This window comes from Nonomuraea sp. NPDC048892, from assembly GCF_040649735.1.
Classification (GTDB): domain Bacteria; phylum Actinomycetota; class Actinomycetes; order Streptosporangiales; family Streptosporangiaceae; genus Nonomuraea; species Nonomuraea maheshkhaliensis.
In genome coordinates this window covers 1-16,978 of the sequence record NZ_JBEZFZ010000058.1, presented here as the reverse complement: position 1 = coordinate 16,978, position 16,978 = coordinate 1, and the positions used below count along the sequence as shown (strand labels likewise).

The following is a 16,978-nucleotide window of genomic DNA, read 5'->3' as shown; positions in this document are numbered from 1 at the left end:
GGACTGGGCAACCTGCCCGTCGTCCGCCGCACCCCGTGGCTCAAGTGAGTCCCTCGGCCACCCGCCCGCCCTGCCCCGCAGGGCGGGCTTTCGCCAGTCAGAACGCGAGGAGGAAGACATGATCGTACGAATGGACGGATGCTTCGGGCCTGGGACACGCGGATGGGGAGCCCGGACGCTGATGATCGGTGCGATTGCCGGGCAAGAGGCACGTGGTGGTGCCTGGCTGACGGAGCGATCGAGATGAGGCGGAGTTCGATGGCGGAGACCGGCGGGAACGTGACGGGAAAGACGGACGGCCGGGCCATGCTGATGCTGGCCCTGGCGACAGCAGGCTTCGCGGTGAACTTCTGGGCTTGGGCGCTGCTCAGCCCGCTGGGCCCGCGCTTCAAGGAGCTGCTCGGCCTGTCGGCGCCGCAGCAGGCGCTGCTGGTCGCGGTGCCGGTGGTCGTCGGCTCGCTCGGCCGGATCCCGGTGGGGGCGCTGACCGACCGGTACGGCGGCCGGGTGATGTTCCCGCTGGTGTCGGCCGTCACCATCGTGCCCGTCCTGTTCATCGGCGTGGCGGGGCAGACCTCGCTGGCCGCGCTGCTGACCGGCGGGTTCTTCCTGGGCGTCGCGGGCACCGCGTTCGCGGTCGGGGTGCCGTTCGTCAACGCGTGGTTCCCGCCGCACCGGCGCGGGCTGGCGGTGGGCATCTTCGGGGCGGGCATGGGTGGCACCGCCGTCAGCGCGCTGACCACGGTCGGACTGGTCGAGCGCGGCGGCGCGGCGCTGCCGTTCGTGATCACGGCGGTCGTGCTGGCGCTGTACGCGGTCGTGGCGTGGCTGGTGCTGCGGGACGCGCCCGGGCGGAGCGTGGCGGGACAGCCGCTGCTCGCGCGGCTGGCGGCCACGGCGAGGTTACCGATCACGTGGCAGGCGTGCCTGCTGTACGCCGTCGCCTTCGGGGGATATGTCGCCTTCTCCGTCTACCTGCCGGCCTACCTGCAGACCGGGTACGGCCTGGAGCAGGCCGACGCCGCCTACCGGATGGCCGGGTTCGTGGTGCTGGCGGTGCTGATGCGGCCGCTGGGCGGATGGCTGTCGGACCGGATCGGTCCGGTACGGGTGCTGGCCGGGGTGTTCGCCGTGGTCGCCGTCATGGCGGCGGTCCAGGCGCTGACGCCCGCGCTGATGCCGGTGGGCACGGTGGCGTTCCTGTCCATGGCGGCGGCGCTCGGCGCGGGCAGTGGCGCCACGTTCGCGCTCGTGGCCCAGGTCGCCCCGGCCGACAAGGTGGGGTCGGTGACCGGGCTGGTCGGGGCGGCCGGTGGGCTGGGCGGGTTCGTGCCGCCGCTGGTCATGGGGTTCATCTACGGCCGGCTCGGCTCGTACGGGCTCGGCCTGGCCCTGCTCGCGGTCACCGCCGTGCTGGCGGTCGTGCTGACGCTGACCGCGGTGCGGGCCTTGACCGCCGCCCGGCGAGTGCCCGCCGGCTGAGTCGGCGGGAACGACAAGGCCGGTCAGCGGGACGGTTCCCAGCCGCGCTTCGCGGCGGGCCGGCCTTCGTCGCGGCTGCGGTAGACGATGTACGGCCGGGTCAGATACCCGACGGGCGCGGTCAGCATGTGCACCAGCCGGGTGAACGGCCAGATCGCGAACAGCACGAGCGCGCTGAGCCCGTGCAGCTGGAACAGCACCGGCGCGCCCGCCATCAGCGCCGGCTCTGGCTGGAAGGTGAAGATCGACCGGAACCAGGGCGAGATCGTGGTGCGGTAGTCGTAACCCCCGCCGACGAGGTTGGCCGCCACGGTGGAGGCCAGGCCGAGGGCGATGGTGAGCCCGAGGACCGCGTACATCAGCTTGTCGTTGCGGGTGGTGGCGGTGAAGACGGGGCCGACCGTGCGCCGCCGGTAGATGAGGATGGCCAGGCCAGCCACGGTGGCGACGCCCGCGACGGTGCCGAGGACGACGGCGGACAGGTGGTAGAGCTCCTCGCTCACGCCGACGGCCTCGGTCCAGCTCTTGGGGATCACCAGGCCGCCGACGTGGCCGAGCGCCACGACCAGGATGCCGAAGTGGAACAGCGGACTGCCGACGCGCAGCAGCCGCGACTCGTACATCTGGGACGAGCGCGTGGTCCAGCCGAACTTGTCGTAGTGGTAACGCCACACGTGCCCGAGCACGAACACGGTCAGCGCCACGTACGGCAGCACGACCCACAGCAGGACGCTCATCGGCCCGCCTCCATCACCGCGTAGGGTTCCAGACCGACGGCTTCGGCGGGCGGCCCTTCGGCGGCCAGCCGCAGCGCCGCCTCCTGCTCGCGCGCCCCGGCCGGAGGCAGGGTGGTCAGCACGGCGGCGACCACGTCGGCGTACGGTGAGCGTTCCTCGCGCAGCGCGGCGTGCAGCACCTCCACTCCTGCCCGGTGTTCCAGCAGCAGCCGTCTGGCTTCGCGGACGGCGCCGCGCGCCGACAGCTCGCACACCACGGCCAGATGGTCGGGCAGCTCGCCGTCGGCGATCTCGAAGCCCGCGGCCTTCAGCGCGTGCTTGAAGCGCAGCAGGGCGGCGCCTCGCTTGCGAGTGTCGCCGTAGGCGTAGTAGGTGAGGTACGGGCAGCAGCGCCGCTTGAGGTCGAACGTGGCCACGTAGTGCGCCGCGAGCTCGGCGGGAGGCGTGGCGGCGACGTGGCCGAGGAAGGCCGACAGCGGTTCGCGCGCCGCGCCCGCCGGCAGCCCGTCCACCTCCTCGCGCAGCAGGCCGAGCCCGTCATGGAGCCGCTCGTCGGGGTAGCCCAGCAGCACGGAGGCCACCATGTGGACGGTTCGCACGCTCACTTCTTCCTCCTGGGGAACAGTCCGTCCGGGGTGCCCTTGCCGTCCCAGTTGAGCAGGTTGACCCGGCCGCGCAGTTCGTCGGCGTCGTCCAGGTTCTCGGCGGTCTGGCGTTCGCGCAGGGCGTGGAAGTTCTCCACCGCCACCGGGGCGGGCAATCCGGACGCTTCGCCGAACGGGCCGTTCATGCCGGGGCCGCCGTCGTAGTCGAGGCTGCAGCCGGTGGCCAGTTCCTCCAGCTGTTCGCCCTGCTCGGCATGGGCCTTGGGGATGACGTACCGCTCGTCGTAGGGGGCCAGGGCCAGCAGCCGGTGCATGCCTTCGACCTGCTCGCCGCTCATGCCGGCGGCTGTGGCGATCGCCTCGTCCGGCTCCTGGCCGAGGTTGATGCGGCGCATGTACGAGCGCATCGCGGCCAGCCGGCGCAGCACCGACCGCACCGGCTCCGGGTCGCCGGCCGTGAACAGCTCGGCCAGGTAGCCGATGGGGATGCGCAGGGCGTCGATGGCGCCGAACAGGTTGCCCGCGTCCTCACCGTCGTGGCCGGTGCCGGCCAGCACGTCCACGACAGGTGACAGGGGCGGGATGTACCAGACCATGGGCATCGTCCGGTATTCCGGGTGCAGCGGCAGCGCCACACCGTACTCGAAGATCAGCCGGTGGATGGGGGAGCGGCGGGCCGCCTCCAGCCAGTCCTCGGGGATGCCGGCGGCGCGGGCGGCGGTGATCACTTCGGGGTCGTGCGGATCGAGCAGGACGCTCTTCTGCGCCTCGAACAGGTCCTTCTCGTCAGGAACGGAGGCGGCCTCGGTGACGCGGTCGGCGTCGTACAGGATGAGGCCGATGTAGCGCAGCCGTCCCACGCACGTCTCGGAGCAGACGGTGGGGATGCCGACCTCGACGCGCGGGTAGCAGAAGGTGCACTTCTCGGCCTTGCCGGTGCGGTGGTTGAAGTACACCTTCTTGTACGGGCAGCCGGTCACGCACATCCGCCAGCCCCGGCAGCGGTCCTGGTCCACCAGCACGATGCCGTCCTCCGCGCGCTTGTACAGCGCGCCCGACGGGCAGGAGGCCACGCAGGAGGGGTTGAGGCAGTGCTCGCAGATGCGCGGCAGGTAGAACATGAACGCCCGCTCGAAGTCCAGCTTCACCTGGTCCGAGAGCTTGCGCAGGACGGGGTCGGGGGAAGGGTCGCCGGCCAGGTTGTCGTCCCAGTTGGCGCTCCAGCTGATCTTGGTGGGCCGGCCGGTGATGAGCGAGCGGGGCCGCGCCACCGGGGTGTCGGCCTGCATCGGGGCGGAGAAGAGCTGGTCGTAGTCGTAGGTCCAGGGCTCGTAGTAGTCCTGGATGGAGGGCATGAGCGGGTTGGCGAAGATGGAGAAGAGCTTCTTGAGCCGGCCGCCGGCCTTCAGCTTCAGCCGGCCGCGCCGGTTGAGCTCCCAGCCGCCTTTCCACCGGTCCTGGTCCTGGTAGGTGCGGGGGTAGCCCTGGCCGGGGCGGGTCTCGACGTTGTTGAACCAGACGTACTCGGTGCCGGCGCGGTTGGTCCATGCCTGTTTGCAGGTGACCGAGCAGGTGTGGCAGCCGATGCACTTGTCCAGGTTCATCACCATGGCCAGTTGTGCCATCACGCGCATCAGTAGTCGACCTCCTGGCCGCGGCGGCGGATCACGGTGACCTCGTCGCGCTGGTTCCCGGTGGGCCCCAGGTAGTTGAAGGCGAAGCTCAGCTGGGCGTAGCCGCCGATCAGGTGGGTGGGCTTGACCAGCAGCCGGGTCAGCGAGTTGTGGATGCCGCCGCGCAGGCCGGAGGTCTCGCTCTTGGGCACGTCCACCACCCGTTCCTGGGCGTGGTACATGTACACCGTGCCCTCGGGCATGCGGTGCGAGACGATGGCGCGGGCCACCACGACGCCGTTGCGGTTGACCGCCTCCACCCAGTCGTTGTCCGCGATCTCCGCCTTGGCGGCGTCGGCCGGGCTCATCCAGATGGTCGGGCCGCCGCGCGACAGGGTGAGCATGAGCAGGTTGTCCTGGTATTCGGAGTGGATGGACCACTTGGAGTGCGGGGTGAGATAACGCACCGTGATGCCGTTCTCGCCGGACTCTCCTACGCCGGGCTCGCCGAACATCGCGGTCATGTTCAGCGGTGGCCGGTAGACCGGCAGCGCCTCGCCTGCCTCGTGGATCCAGTCGTGGTCGAGGTAGAAGTGCTGGCGGCCGGTGAGGGTGTGCCAGGGTTTGCGGTGCTCGACGTTGATCGTGAAGGCCGAGTAGCGGCGTCCGCCGCTCTCGCTGCCCGACCACTCCGGCGAGGTGATCACCGGCACCGGCCTGGCCTGGGTGTCGGCGAAGGTGATCTGCCTGTGCTCGTCGGCCAGGCCGTCGAACGACGTCCCGGTTCTCCGGCCCAGCGTGGCGAAGCCCTGTGCGGCCAGACGCCCGTTGGTGGTGCCCGACAGCGCCAGGATGGCCTCGCACAGGTCGCGGTCGCGGGCCAGGGACGGGCGGCCCTGGACGGTGCCGTTCATCCGGGCCAGCCGGTCGATCTCACCGGACACGTCGAACGTCAGGCCCTTGGTGGTGGCGCCGAGCCGCTCCAGCAGCGGGCCGAGCGCGGCCAGCTTCTCCGCCACCGCCCCGTAGTCGCGCTCCACGGCGACGATCTTGGGGAAGTCGCGGCCGGGCACGGGCGTGCGTCCCGCAGCGCGCCAGTCGTCCACCCGGCCGTGCGGGGTGGCCAGCTCGTCGGCGGTGTCGTGCAGCAGCGGCACCGCGACCAGGTCCGTACGTGTGCCGAGGTGCGTCCGCGCCAGCTCGCTGAACGCCTGGGCGATGGCGTGGAAGGCGGCGAAGTCGGTGCGGGTCTGCCAGGGCGGGTCGATCGCCGGGGTGAAGGCGTGCACGAACGGGTGCATGTCGGTGGAGGACAAATCGTGCTTCTCGTACCAGGTGGCGGCCGGCAGCACGATGTCGGAGAACAGCGTCGTGGAGGTCATCCGGAAGTCCAGCGACAGCAGCAGGTCCAGCTTCCCGCGTGGCGCCTCCTCCGGCCAGGCCACATCGCGGGGGCGCTGCTCGGGCGCGGCCTCCTCGGCGCGCACCGCCGAGTCCGCGCCCAGCAGGTGCCGCAGGAAGTACTCGTTGCCCTTGGCCGAGGAGCCCAGCAGGTTCGCCCGCCACACCGTCAGCACGCGCGGCCAGTTCGACGGCGCGTCCGGGTCTTCGCAGGCGAAGCCGAGCCGCCCGGCGGCGACCTGCTCGGCCACGTACGGTCCCGGCTCGGCGCCCGCCTCGTCGGCCAGGTCGAGGGGGTTGCGGTCGAACGTCGGGTACGACGGCATCCAGCCCAGCCGGGCCGACTGCGACAGCAGGTCGGCGGTGGCCCGGCCGGTGAACGCGCCCTCGCCGAGCGGTGAGGAGACGACGTCGGCACTGTAGGTGTCGTAACGCCACTGGTCGGTGTGCAGGTACCAGTAGGCGGTGCCGATCATCTGCCGGGGCGGGCGCGACCAGTCCAGCCCGAAGGCGAGCTGAGCCCATCCGGTGATCGGCCGGCATTTCTCCTGGCCGACGTAGTGGGCCCAGCCGCCGCCGTTGACGCCCTGGCAGCCGGTCAGCGTGGTCAGCGCCAGCATCGCGCGGTAGATCGTGTCGGAGTGGAACCAGTGATTCGCCCCGGCCCCCATGATGATCATGGAGCGGCCGCCCGACTCCTCCGCGTTCGTGGCGAACTCCCGGGCGATCCGGGCCGCCGCCGCGGCCGGCACGCCGGTGATCGCCTCCTGCCAGGCCGGTGTGTACGGCTCGGCCACGTCGTCGTAGCCGGACGGCCACCGTCCCGGCAGTCCTTCGCGAGCCACCCCGTACTGGGCCAGCATCAGGTCGAACACGGTGGTCACGAGGTGGCCGCCCACCCGCCGCACCGGCACGCCCCGCTGCAGGACACCGCCGCCGTGCCCGTCGAAGCGCGGCAGCGCCACCGGGACCGCCTCGCCCCCGAGGACGCTCAGCAGCGGGTCCACCTCGCCCAGGTCGAGGTTCCAGCGGCCCTGCCCCTGCTCGGAGTAGCGGAAGGCGAGCGAGCCGTTCGGCACGACCGGCTCACCGGTCCGCGCGTCCAGCAGCACCGTGGCGAACGCGCCCTCCTGCCCATCGAGGTCCGCCGCCGTGAGGAACTTGTCCGGCACGTACGACCCGTCCCGCTCCCGCAGCCGCACCAGGAACGGCAGGTCCGTGAAGCGTTTGACGTAGTCGGTGAAACGAGGGGTGTCCCGGTCAGCGAAGAACTCCTTCAGCAGCACGTGACCCATCGCCATGGCCAGCGCGCCGTCCGTGCCCGGATGCGGGGCCAGCCACTCGTCCGCGAACTTGGCGGCGTCGTTGTAGTCGGGCGCGAGCACCACCACCTTCTGCCCGTGGTAGCGAGCCTCCGCCATGTAGTGGGCGTCAGGGGTGCGGGTGACCGGCACGTTCGAGCCCCACAACATCAGGTACGCCGCGTCCCACCAGTCGGCCGACTCCGGCACGTCCGTCTGGTCGCCGAACACCTGCGGCGAGGCCACCGGCAGGTCGGCGTACCAGTCGTAGAACGACAACATCGCGCCGCCGATCAGCGAGATGAACCGGGCGCCCACAGCGTGCGAGGCCATCGACATCGCCGGGATGGGGGAGAAGCCCGCCACCCGGTCGGGGCCGTAGGTCTTGATGGTGTGCACGTGGGCCGCCGCGATGATCTCGCACGCCTCGTCCCAGGTGACGCGCACCAGGCCGCCCTTGCCCCGGGCGGACTGGTACCGTTCCCGTTTGCCCGGGGTCGTGGTGATCTCCGCCCACGCCTCGACCGGGTCGCCCAGTCGCGCCTTGGCCTCGCGGTACATCTCGACCAGCACACCGCGCGCGTAGGGGTAGCGGACCCGGGTGGGGGAGTAGGTGTACCACGAGAAGGCGGCGCCGCGCGGGCAGCCGCGCGGCTCGTACTCCGGCCGGTCACCGCCGACGCTCGGGTAGTCGGTCTGCTGCGCCTCCCAGGTGATGATCCCGTCCTTGACGTAGACCTTCCATGAGCACGACCCCGTGCAGTTCACCCCGTGCGTGGAGCGCACCACCTTGTCATGGCTCCACCGATCCCGATAGAAGGCGTCCGACTGCCGGCCGCCCACCTGGTACAACGTCCTGAGATCCGGCGAAACCGTTCCCGGCCGCAGATGCCGGCCCATTCTGATCAGCGCGTCGCTGACCGGTCCGTCCATGCCCGCCATATCACTCGTCCCTGTCGTAACAACTCCGACATGTCCGATACGGGCTCTGTCTTAGCCCAATACCGTGCGGAGAAACTCGGTACGGCCGGTTCGGCCGGAAATGTGCAGTGAGAAGAACCCCTGGCCTCCTTCAGTCGTGATCAGATGCTGGCGACGCCGTGAGCGTGGAACTGGCCGTGCACGCGGTCCATCAGCGCTTGGTCGGGTGGTGCGACGCCGGCGAGCGGGAAGCGCAGGCCGAGCCGCTCGTACTTGCCGGCGGCCATGCGATGGAAAGGCAGCACGTCCACCCGTTTCACGTTGCCGAGCCCGGCCACGAAGCGGGCCAGGGCGTCCACGTTGTCCGGCGCGTCCGTCAGCCCGGGGACCAGCACGAACCGCACCCATGTGGGCCGGCCCAGCTCGGCGAGCCGCCGGGCGAAGCGCAGGGTGGGTCCGACGGGGCCGCCGGTGACACGCCGGTAGGTGGCCGGGTCGTAGGACTTGATGTCGAGCAGGACCAGGTCGGTGTCGGCGAGCAGGGCGTCGGTGGCGCGGACGCCGAGCAGGCCCGAGGTGTCCAGGGCGGTGTGCAGGCCGCTTTCGTGGCAGCGGCGCAGCACCTCGGCGGTGAAGCGGGGCTGCAGCAGCGGTTCGCCGCCGCTGACGGTCACCCCGCCGCCGGCGACGGAGATGAAGCGCCGGTACTTGCCGATCTCGTCCATGATCTCGTCGGTGGTGACCTGGCGGCCGTCGCGCATTCGCCAGGTCTCCGGGTTCTGGCAGTACCGGCAGCGCAGCGGGCAGCCCGCGGTGAACAGCACGAACCGGGTGCCAGGGCCGTCCACTCCGACCGACAGGTCCCACGAGCTGACCGCCCCGTTCATGTCGAGCCGTGGAAGGTGCGGCTGACGACGTCGCGCTGCTGGTCGGGGGTGAGGCGGACGAAGTTGACCGCGTAGCCGGAGACGCGGACGGTCAGCTGCGGGTAACGGTCGGGGTGCTCCATGGCGTCCAGCAGCACCGCGCGGGTGAGCACGTTGACGTTCATGTGGAAGCCACCGGCGTCGAAGTAGCCGTCGAGCACCCCGACCAGGTTCGCGATGCGCTCGCCGGAGGAGCGGCCGAGGCCATCGGGGGTGACGGTGTTGGTCAGGGAGATGCCGTCGAGGGCCTGGTCGTAGGGGAGCTTGGCGACCGACAGGGCGGAGGCGATCATGCCGTGGCGGTCGCGGCCGTTGCTCGGGTTGGCGCCGGGGGCGAACGGTTCGCCGGTGCGGCGGCCGTCGGGGGTGTTGCCGGTGTGCTTGCCGTACACCACGTTCGAGGTGATCGTCAGGACGGACTGGGTGTGCTCGGCGCCCCGGTACGCGCGGTGTTCGCGGATCTTGCTCATGAACGAGCGCACCAGCTCGACGGCGATGGCGTCGGCGCGGTCGTCGTTGTTGCCGTAGACCGGGAAGTCGCCCTCGACCGCGTAGTCCACGGCCAGCCCCGTCTCGTCGCGGACGACCTTGACCCGGGCATGCTTGACGGCGGACAGGCTGTCGGCGGTGACGGACAGTCCGGCGATGCCGCACGCGAGCGTGCGCTTGACCGGGTGGTCGTGCAGGGCCATCTCCAGGCGCTCGTAGGCGTACTTGTCGTGCATGTAGTGGATGATGTTGAGCGCGTTGACGTAGGTGCGGGCCAGCCAGTCCATCATCCGGTCCAGCGCCTTGGCGACCTCCTCGTAGTCGAGCACGTCACCGGTGATCGGCGGGTACGCGGGCCCCACCTGGGCGCCGGTGAGCTCGTCGCGGCCGCCGTTGATCGCGTACAGGAGCGTCTTGGCCAGGTTGACGCGGGCGCCGAAGAACTGCATCTGCCGGCCGACCGGGGCGGCGGAGACGCAGCAGGCGATGGCGGTGTCGTCGCCGGTGCGCGGGCGCATCAGCTCGTCGCTCTCGTACTGGATCGCGCTGGTCTCGATCGACAGGGCCGCGCAGAACCGTTTGAACGGCTCGGGCAGCCGCGGGGACCAGAACACGGTCAGGTTCGGCTCAGGCGCGGGGCCGAGGTCGCGCAGCGTCTGCAGGTAGCGGAAGCTCGTCCGGGTCACCAACGGGCGGCCGTCCTGCCCGATGCCGCCGATCGACTCGGTCACCCAGGTGGGGTCGCCGGAGAAGAGCTCGTCGTACTCGGGGGTGCGCAGGAAGCGGACGATGCGCAGCTTGATCACGAAGTCGTCGACGAGCTCCTGCGCCCGCTCCTCGGTGATGCGGCCTTCGGCGAGGTCGCGTTCCAGGTAGACGTCCAGGAACGTGGAGGTGCGGCCCAGGGACATGGCCGCGCCGTTCTGCTCCTTGACGGCGGCCAGGTAGGCGAGGTAGAGCCACTGGATCGCCTCGTGCGCGGTGGCGGCCGGCCGCGAGATGTCGTGGCCGTAGGAGGCGGCCATCACCTTCAGCTCGTCCAGCGCCCGGAGCTGCTCCGACAGCTCCTCCCGGTCTCTGATGACCGCGTCGGAGGCGTCGGCGTCGTCCAGGGAGCGTAGTTCGGCCCGCTTGGCCTCGATCAGCCGGTCCACGCCGTAGAGGGAGACGCGGCGATAGTCGCCGATGATGCGACCGCGGCCGTAGGCGTCCGGCAGCCCGGTGATGACGCCGGAACGGCGGGCGGCCAGGATCTCGGGGGTGTAGGCGTCGAACACGCCGTCGTTGTGGGTCTTGCGGTACTTGGTGAAGATCTCCTTGACCGCCGGGTCGAGCCGGTGACCGTACGCGGCCAGGCTCTTCTCCACCAGGCGCAGCCCGCCCACGGGCATGATGGCCCGCTTGAGCGGCGCGTCGGTCTGCAACCCGGCGATCAGCTCGCGGTCCCGGTCGATGTAGCCGGGCGCGTGCGCGGTGATGGACGACGGCGTCTTCGCGTCCACATCGTAGACGCCGCGCCGCCTCTCCTCCGGGAACAGCGCGCTCACCTTTCCCCACACGGCCAGGGTCCGCTCGGTGGGACCGGACAGGAAGCCCTCGTCACCGGCGTAGGGCGTGTAGTTGTCCTGGATGAAGGCGCGGACGTCCACCCTGCTCCGCCAGGCCGTCCCGTGAAAGCCGCGCCACGCCTCTGACCCGGTCGCCGTCATGGCTCTCCCCTTCGCGTCGAATGCCCGCTCTCACCCTCCTGGATCCGAGCGGCGGCCACCGCGGTCGAAAGGCACTGGCGAAAAGGACCAAAGGCACTACTTCCTGGGCCTTTCTCCCACGGCGCCCCTCCGCCGCCCAGGTCGAAGCTGAAAGTGCGAGTTCCGTACGCCGAGGAGATGAACGATGACCAGTCAGATCGTGGCCGGTGTGGACGGCTCCGCCCCGGCCGCCGCAGCGGTGGAATGGGCGGCCGCCGACGCCGATCGGCGCGGGCTGGACCTGCGGCTCGTGCACGTGTGCGAGCAGTGGCCGCACAGCGAGGGCGTCGAGTACTGCGCGGGAACGCTGGAAGCCGCCGCCGACCGGGCACGCGGCCTGGCCGGCCGCGCCAAGGTGACGACCGACCTGCGAGCGGGGAACGTCATCGACGAGCTGATCGGCGCGTCCGCGACGGCCGACAGCGTGGTGCTGGGCAGCCGAGGGCTCGGCGGATTCACTGGGATGGTGCTCGGCTCGGTCAGTATCGCGGTGGCCGGGCACGCCTCGGGACCGGTCGTCGTCGTCCGCGCACCACAGGCGGAGCACAACCGCGTCGTCGTCGGCTACGACGGCTCCGAGCACGCGCGGGCGGCCATGGAGTACGCGATCGAACAGGCCAGAAGCCGCCGGGCCGAGCTGCACGTGGTCACCGCCTGGCAGCTGCCGTCCTTGTCCCCGTACGCCGTCGCCTACAGCGGCCTGATCGACCGGATCATGAAGGAGGAGCCGCAGGCGGCACGCGAGCTGGTCGAGCCCTGGCGCACGAGCAACCCGGGCCTGGTCATCACTGACGAGCAACCCTGCGAACACCCGGTGGCAGCCCTGACCAGAGCCGCCGGCACCGCCGACCTGGTCGTGGTCGGCTCGCGCGGGCTCGGTGGCTTCGCCTCGGCCCTGCTCGGCTCGGTCAGCCACGCCGTGCTGCATCACGCGACCTGCCCGGTCGCCGTGGTCCGCCCGGCCCGCGAGGAGGAGTCATGACCGCCGAAACGCGGACGGCCGGGCAGGTGATGAGCCGCGTCCTGGTCGCCGTCAAGCCGGAGGAGTCGCCGCTCATGGCGTGGGAGCTGATGCGCCGGGCCGGCGTGCACCACCTGCCGGTGGTCGACGGGCGGCGCGTGCTGGGCGTCCTGACCCGCGAGGAACTGGCCGCGTCCTGGTCCGGCGGTCCGCAGGAGCAGTCCACCCGTCAGGTGGGCGACCTGCTGCGCCGGGCTCGTACCGCGCGGGTGCGGCCGGAGACGCCGCTGCCCCAGGTGGCGGCCGTCATGCTCGACGCCGGCGTGGACGCCGTGCCGGTCGTCTCCGTCGATGGGCTGGTCGGCCTGATCACCGCCCGGGACGTGCTGGCCGCGGTCGCGGGCCGCCTCAGCTCGGCCCGGGGGACCGGCGAGGTGCTGACCGGCATGTTCCACCTGGAACCCGTCCTGCCGGCGATCGGCGAACCGGACTCGCCCGCACGAAGCTGGCGGGAGGCGTGACATGGGTGGCGCACGGCAACACCAAGCGGATCGCCGCAGCGGTGGGCGGAGTGGTGAGCAGGGGTCAGGACCAAAGTCCCTCCGGGCCGGGTCGCACGGCCCTGGGGAGCGACCCGGACCAGGAGCAGCCTGACTGGCATGGACGTTCTGGATCTCTCCCGCTGGCAGTTCGGTGTCACCACCGTCTACCACTTCCTGTTCGTGCCGCTCACCATCGGCCTGTCGATCATCGTGGCCGGCCTGCAGACCGCCTGGCACCGGACGAAGAAGCCGGAGTACCTGCGGCTGACCCGGTTCTGGGGCCGGCTCTTCCTGATCAACTTCGCCATGGGCGTGGTGACCGGCATCGTGCAGGAGTTTCAGTTCGGGATGAACTGGAGTGACTACAGCCGCTTTGTTGGAGACGTGTTCGGAGCGCCGCTGGCCATGGAAGGGCTCATGGCGTTCTTCCTGGAGTCCACCTTCCTCGGCCTGTGGATCTTCGGCTGGGACAGACTGCCGCCCCGGGTGCATCTCGCCACGATCTGGGTGGCCGCCATCGGCACCAACATCTCGGCCTACTTCATCCTCGCGGCCAACTCCTGGATGCAGCACCCGGTCGGCTACCGGATCAGCGACGGCCGCGCCGAGCTGACCGACATCTGGGCCGTGCTCACCAACTCCACCACCCTGGTCACCTTCCCGCACGTCATCTTCGGCGCCTTCCTGACCGCCGCGGCCTTCGTGCTCGGCGTCAGCGCCTGGTTCCTGCTGAAAAAGCGGGACACGCCGCTCTTCCGCACCTCGGCGCGGCTGGCACTGGTCGTCGCGCTCGTCTCGGCCGTGGGCGTGTCGTTCTCCGGCCACTGGCAGGCGCAGATCATGACCGAGCAGCAGCCGATGAAGATGGCCGCCGCCGAAGCCCTGTGGGAGGACGAGAGCTCCGCCGGCTTCTCCCTGTTCGCCGTCGGCGACGTCGAGAACGGCCGCAACCACGTCAACCTGCAGATCCCGTACGGCCTGAGCCTGCTGGCCACCAACACCGTGGACGGCAGGGTCGAGGGCATCAACGACATCCAGGCCCGCTACCAGGCGCTGTACGGCCCGGGCGACTACCGGCCGGTCGTGGGCCTGGCGTACTGGTCGTTCCGCCTGATGATCGGCTTCGGCGCGCTGTCGGCGCTGCTCGCCGCGGCCGGGCTCTGGCTGACCAGGCGGGGCAGGCTTCCCGCAGGGCGGTGGGCGTACCGGCTGGCCATCGCCGGGATCGGCCTGCCCTTCCTGGCCAACACCCTGGGCTGGATCTTCACCGAGATGGGCCGGCAGCCGTGGACGGTCTTCGGCCTCATGCGCACCGCCGCCGCGGTCTCGCCGACCGCGGACGTCGCCTCGGTGGCCATCACGCTGGTGGGCTTCACCCTGGTGTACGCCGTGCTGGCGGTCATCGAGGTACGCCTGCTGGTCAAGTTCATCCGCATCGGGCCGCACGAGCAGGCCGAGCCGGAAGCCCCCGTCCCCGCCCTGAGCTACTAGAAGGACACGTCGTCATGGAACTGACCACCGTCTGGTTCGTCCTCATCGCCGTGTTGTGGACCGGATACTTCCTGCTGGAAGGGTTCGACTTCGGCGTCGGCATCCTGCTGCCGTTCCTCAGCCGGGACGAGGCCGACCGGCGCGTCATCGTCGCCTCGATCGGCCCGGTGTGGGACGGCAACGAGGTGTGGCTGCTGGTGGCCGGCGGGGCGACGTTCGCCGCGTTCCCCGAGTGGTACGCCACTCTGTTCAGCGGCTTCTACCTGCCGCTGTTCCTCATCCTGCTGGCGTTGATCGCCCGCGGCGTGGCCCTGGAGTACCGGAGCAAGTCCGACCGCACGCGCGGTTGGGACCGGGCCTTCTTCTGGGGATCCCTCGGCCCCGCCTTCCTGTGGGGGGTGGCGTTCGCCAACATCGTGCGCGGCGTGCCGCTGGACGCCGACCACGAGTACGCCGGCACCCTCTTCACTCTGCTCAACCCGTTCGCGCTGCTCGGCGGCCTGGCCACGCTGCTGCTGTTCACCCTGCACGGCGCGGTCTTCCTCGCCCTGCGCACCACGGGCGAGCTGCGCCTGGGCGCCGCGCGGATGGCCAAGAGCCTCTTCCCGGCGGCGCTCGTGGTGGTGATGGCGTTCCTGCTGACCGCCGGCGGCTCGCGGCCGGCCTGGTGGGCGGCGGTGGCGCTGGTCGCGCTCGGCCTGCTCGGCGCGCTCGTCGCGACGCTGCGCGGCCGTGACGGCTGGGCCTTCACCGCGAGCGCGGTGGCCGTGGTCGCGCTGGTGGCGGCCCTGTTCATCGGGCTGTTCCCGAACGTGCTGCCCGCGCTCGACCCGGCCAACAGCCTGACCGTGACGAACGCCGCCTCCTCGCCGTACACGCTCACGGTGATGACCTGGGTGGCGGGCATCTTCACGCCCGTGGTGCTGGCCTACCAGGCGTGGACGTACTGGATCTTCCGCCGTCGCCTCACCGGAGCGCCCGCAAGGGGATGACGTCGGACCTGTTGTTCCTCGACAAGACAACCCGATGGGAGGCGCGTGATGGACGCGCTGGTCGTGTACGAATCGATGTTCGGCAACACCGAGGAGATCGCCAAGGCGGTCGCGGAAGGGCTCTCCACCCGCCTGCGTACGGAGGTGGCCGAGGCCGGCCGCGCACCCGGAGCGGTGGGGGCGGAGGTCGGGCTGCTGGTGGTCGGCGGGCCGACGCACGCCTTCGCCATGAGCAGGGCCTCCACCCGCCGCTCGGCCGCCCAGCAGGCCACCAGGCCGCTGGTCTCGGCCGGGAACGGCGTGCGCGAATGGCTGGCCACGCTCCGTACCTCCTCGGCCGGGCTCCGCTCGGCCGCCTTCGACACCCGTGTCGCCAAGCCGCGCATGCCGGGTTCGGCCGCTCGCGGCATCGCCAGGCGCCTGCGCCGCCTCGGCGTCAGGGTCGTGGCGCCGGCGCAGAGCTTCTACGTCACCGGGACGGAAGGGCCGCTGGTGGAGGGGGAACTGGAGCGGGCCAGGAAGTGGGGCGAGAGCCTGGCGGCGTCGTTCCCCGTGACGACGGCCTGACTCGGGGTCCGGCAGGGACTTTCGTCCCCGGCGGCGGCGACCTCCGGCCCTGCACCACGACCGGGTGGACGCGGTCTGATGAGAGTGTCGAAGGAGGCAATCATGATCATCGTAGGAGTCGACGGTTCTGTGGCATCGCGGGCCGCGGTGGAGTGGGCGGCGGGCGACGCCGTACGCAGGGGCGTGCCGCTGCGCGTCGTGCACGTCACCGACACCACGTGGTACCTGGTCGGCAAGCGCCCCGAGGCGGTCCTGCCGGCCACGGTGCACCAGGAGGGATGGCGGGTGCTGCGGGAGGCGGAGGCTCTGGTGCGTGAGCGTCACCCGGCCGCCGAGGTCACCACGTGCGAGCTGGAGGGCCCGCCCGCCGAGGTGCTGCGCGAGCAGGCCGAGGGCGGGGCCGAGCTGGTCGTGGGCAGCCGCGGGCTGGGCGGGTTCGCCGGCGCGCTGCTGGGCTCGGTGAGCTCACACGTGGCCGGGCACGTCACCTGCCCGGTCGTGGTCGTGCGGGGCGAGAACCTGCCGGTGCACGGCGAGGTCGTGGTGGGTGTGGACGACTCGCCGGAGTGCGAGCCCGCCCTGGCCTACGCCTTCGAGCAGGCGGAGCTGCGCGGCGCGACGCTGCGGGTCGTGCACGCGTGGCAGTCGCCGGCGCACGACTTCGTCCCGTCGACCGCCTACGACGTGAACGAGATGCGTGCTATGGGGCAGCAGGCCGTTCACGACCGGGTGAAGGCCGCCGGTCAGGACCACCCGCGGGTGACGGTCGTCGAGGACATCCAGTCCGCGCATCCGGTGGACGCGCTGATGGTGGCCGCCGAGCTGGCGGATCTGCTGGTCGTGGGCTCACACGGGCGCGGCGCGCTCGGGTCGGCGCTGCTCGGCTCGGTCAGCCGGGGCGTCCTGCACCACACCTCGTGCCCGGTGGCCGTGGTCCGTTCGTGAGGTGCGCACCCCGCACCGACGTGCCGTGCCTCTTCAGCCGCCCGGCCGCCGACCTGAGGGCCGGCATCCGGGCGGCACCTGTATCAGTCCTTCCGATCGGCTTGCAACCGTGCGGCCAGGGCCGCCGCCTGGGTACGGCGCTGCATGTTCAGCTTGGCCAGCAGGTTGGAGACGTAGTTCTTGACCGTCTTCTCGGCCAGGAACATGCGCTCGCCGATCTGCCGGTTCGTCAGCCCCTCGCCGATGAGGTCGAGGAT

General features: G+C 71.1%; 14 protein-coding genes. 7 read left to right on the top strand and 7 right to left on the bottom strand.

Going from position 1 to position 16,978, the window contains the following annotated elements:
• Positions 1-243 precede the first annotated feature (243 nt).
• Positions 244-1,482, top strand: coding sequence for an MFS transporter (locus AB0C28_RS55570; RefSeq protein WP_358085519.1), 1,239 nt, complete (start codon positions 244-246; stop codon positions 1,480-1,482).
• A gap of 23 nt (positions 1,483-1,505) precedes the next feature.
• Here the strand turns inward: AB0C28_RS55570 and narI are convergent, their stop codons facing one another.
• From narI to pflB, 6 genes are all read right to left on the bottom strand, one after another.
• Positions 1,506-2,219 carry a respiratory nitrate reductase subunit gamma gene (gene narI / locus AB0C28_RS55565; RefSeq protein WP_358085516.1) on the bottom strand — a complete coding sequence of 238 codons (714 nt, stop codon included), beginning with the start codon at positions 2,217-2,219 and terminating at the stop codon, positions 1,506-1,508.
• A complete protein-coding gene (narJ, locus tag AB0C28_RS55560) occupies positions 2,216-2,824 on the bottom strand; it encodes a nitrate reductase molybdenum cofactor assembly chaperone (RefSeq protein WP_358085513.1) in 609 nt (202 codons plus the stop codon). The genes narI and narJ overlap by 4 nt, the downstream gene beginning before the upstream one ends.
• Complete coding sequence (narH, locus tag AB0C28_RS55555) at positions 2,821-4,458, bottom strand: nitrate reductase subunit beta (RefSeq protein WP_358085511.1); 1,638 nt, start codon at positions 4,456-4,458, stop codon at positions 2,821-2,823. Before narH ends, narJ begins: the two co-directional genes overlap by 4 nt.
• Positions 4,458-8,039: a nitrate reductase subunit alpha gene (locus tag AB0C28_RS55550; protein ID WP_358085524.1), complete on the bottom strand. Its 3,582-nt coding sequence runs from the start codon at positions 8,037-8,039 to the stop codon at positions 4,458-4,460. The genes narH and AB0C28_RS55550 overlap by 1 nt, the downstream gene beginning before the upstream one ends.
• A gap of 182 nt (positions 8,040-8,221) precedes the next feature.
• Positions 8,222-8,947 carry a pyruvate formate-lyase-activating protein gene (gene pflA, locus AB0C28_RS55545; RefSeq protein ID WP_357863391.1) on the bottom strand — a complete coding sequence of 242 codons (726 nt, stop codon included), beginning with the start codon at positions 8,945-8,947 and terminating at the stop codon, positions 8,222-8,224.
• Positions 8,944-11,184 carry a formate C-acetyltransferase gene (gene pflB / locus AB0C28_RS55540; RefSeq protein ID WP_358085508.1) on the bottom strand — a complete coding sequence of 747 codons (2,241 nt, stop codon included), beginning with the start codon at positions 11,182-11,184 and terminating at the stop codon, positions 8,944-8,946. The genes pflA and pflB overlap by 4 nt, the downstream gene beginning before the upstream one ends.
• 184 nt (positions 11,185-11,368) lie before the next feature.
• Here pflB and AB0C28_RS55535 point away from each other — a divergent pair, with 184 nt between their 5' ends.
• From AB0C28_RS55535 to AB0C28_RS55510, 6 genes are all read left to right on the top strand, one after another.
• Positions 11,369-12,205, top strand: a complete 837-nt coding sequence (locus AB0C28_RS55535) for a universal stress protein (protein ID WP_357863396.1) — start codon at positions 11,369-11,371, stop codon at positions 12,203-12,205.
• Positions 12,202-12,705, top strand: coding sequence for a CBS domain-containing protein (locus AB0C28_RS55530; RefSeq protein ID WP_357863399.1), 504 nt, complete (start codon positions 12,202-12,204; stop codon positions 12,703-12,705). The genes AB0C28_RS55535 and AB0C28_RS55530 overlap by 4 nt, the downstream gene beginning before the upstream one ends.
• 138 nt (positions 12,706-12,843) lie before the next feature.
• Positions 12,844-14,217, top strand: a complete 1,374-nt coding sequence (locus AB0C28_RS55525) for a cytochrome ubiquinol oxidase subunit I (protein WP_358085505.1) — start codon at positions 12,844-12,846, stop codon at positions 14,215-14,217.
• A 14-nt stretch (positions 14,218-14,231) separates the two neighbouring features.
• Positions 14,232-15,209: a cytochrome d ubiquinol oxidase subunit II gene (gene cydB / locus AB0C28_RS55520; RefSeq protein WP_358085503.1), complete on the top strand. Its 978-nt coding sequence runs from the start codon at positions 14,232-14,234 to the stop codon at positions 15,207-15,209.
• Positions 15,210-15,257: 48 nt separating this feature from the next.
• Positions 15,258-15,776 (top strand): flavodoxin, encoded by a 519-nt coding sequence (locus AB0C28_RS55515; protein ID WP_357863408.1) that lies wholly within the window; start codon positions 15,258-15,260, stop codon positions 15,774-15,776.
• A 102-nt stretch (positions 15,777-15,878) separates the two neighbouring features.
• Positions 15,879-16,721 (top strand): universal stress protein, encoded by an 843-nt coding sequence (locus AB0C28_RS55510; RefSeq protein ID WP_358085500.1) that lies wholly within the window; start codon positions 15,879-15,881, stop codon positions 16,719-16,721.
• Positions 16,722-16,804: 83 nt separating this feature from the next.
• Here the strand turns inward: AB0C28_RS55510 and AB0C28_RS55505 are convergent.
• Positions 16,805-16,978 (bottom strand): LuxR C-terminal-related transcriptional regulator (locus AB0C28_RS55505; RefSeq protein ID WP_358085521.1); only part of this gene is annotated, 174 nt, incomplete at its 5' end.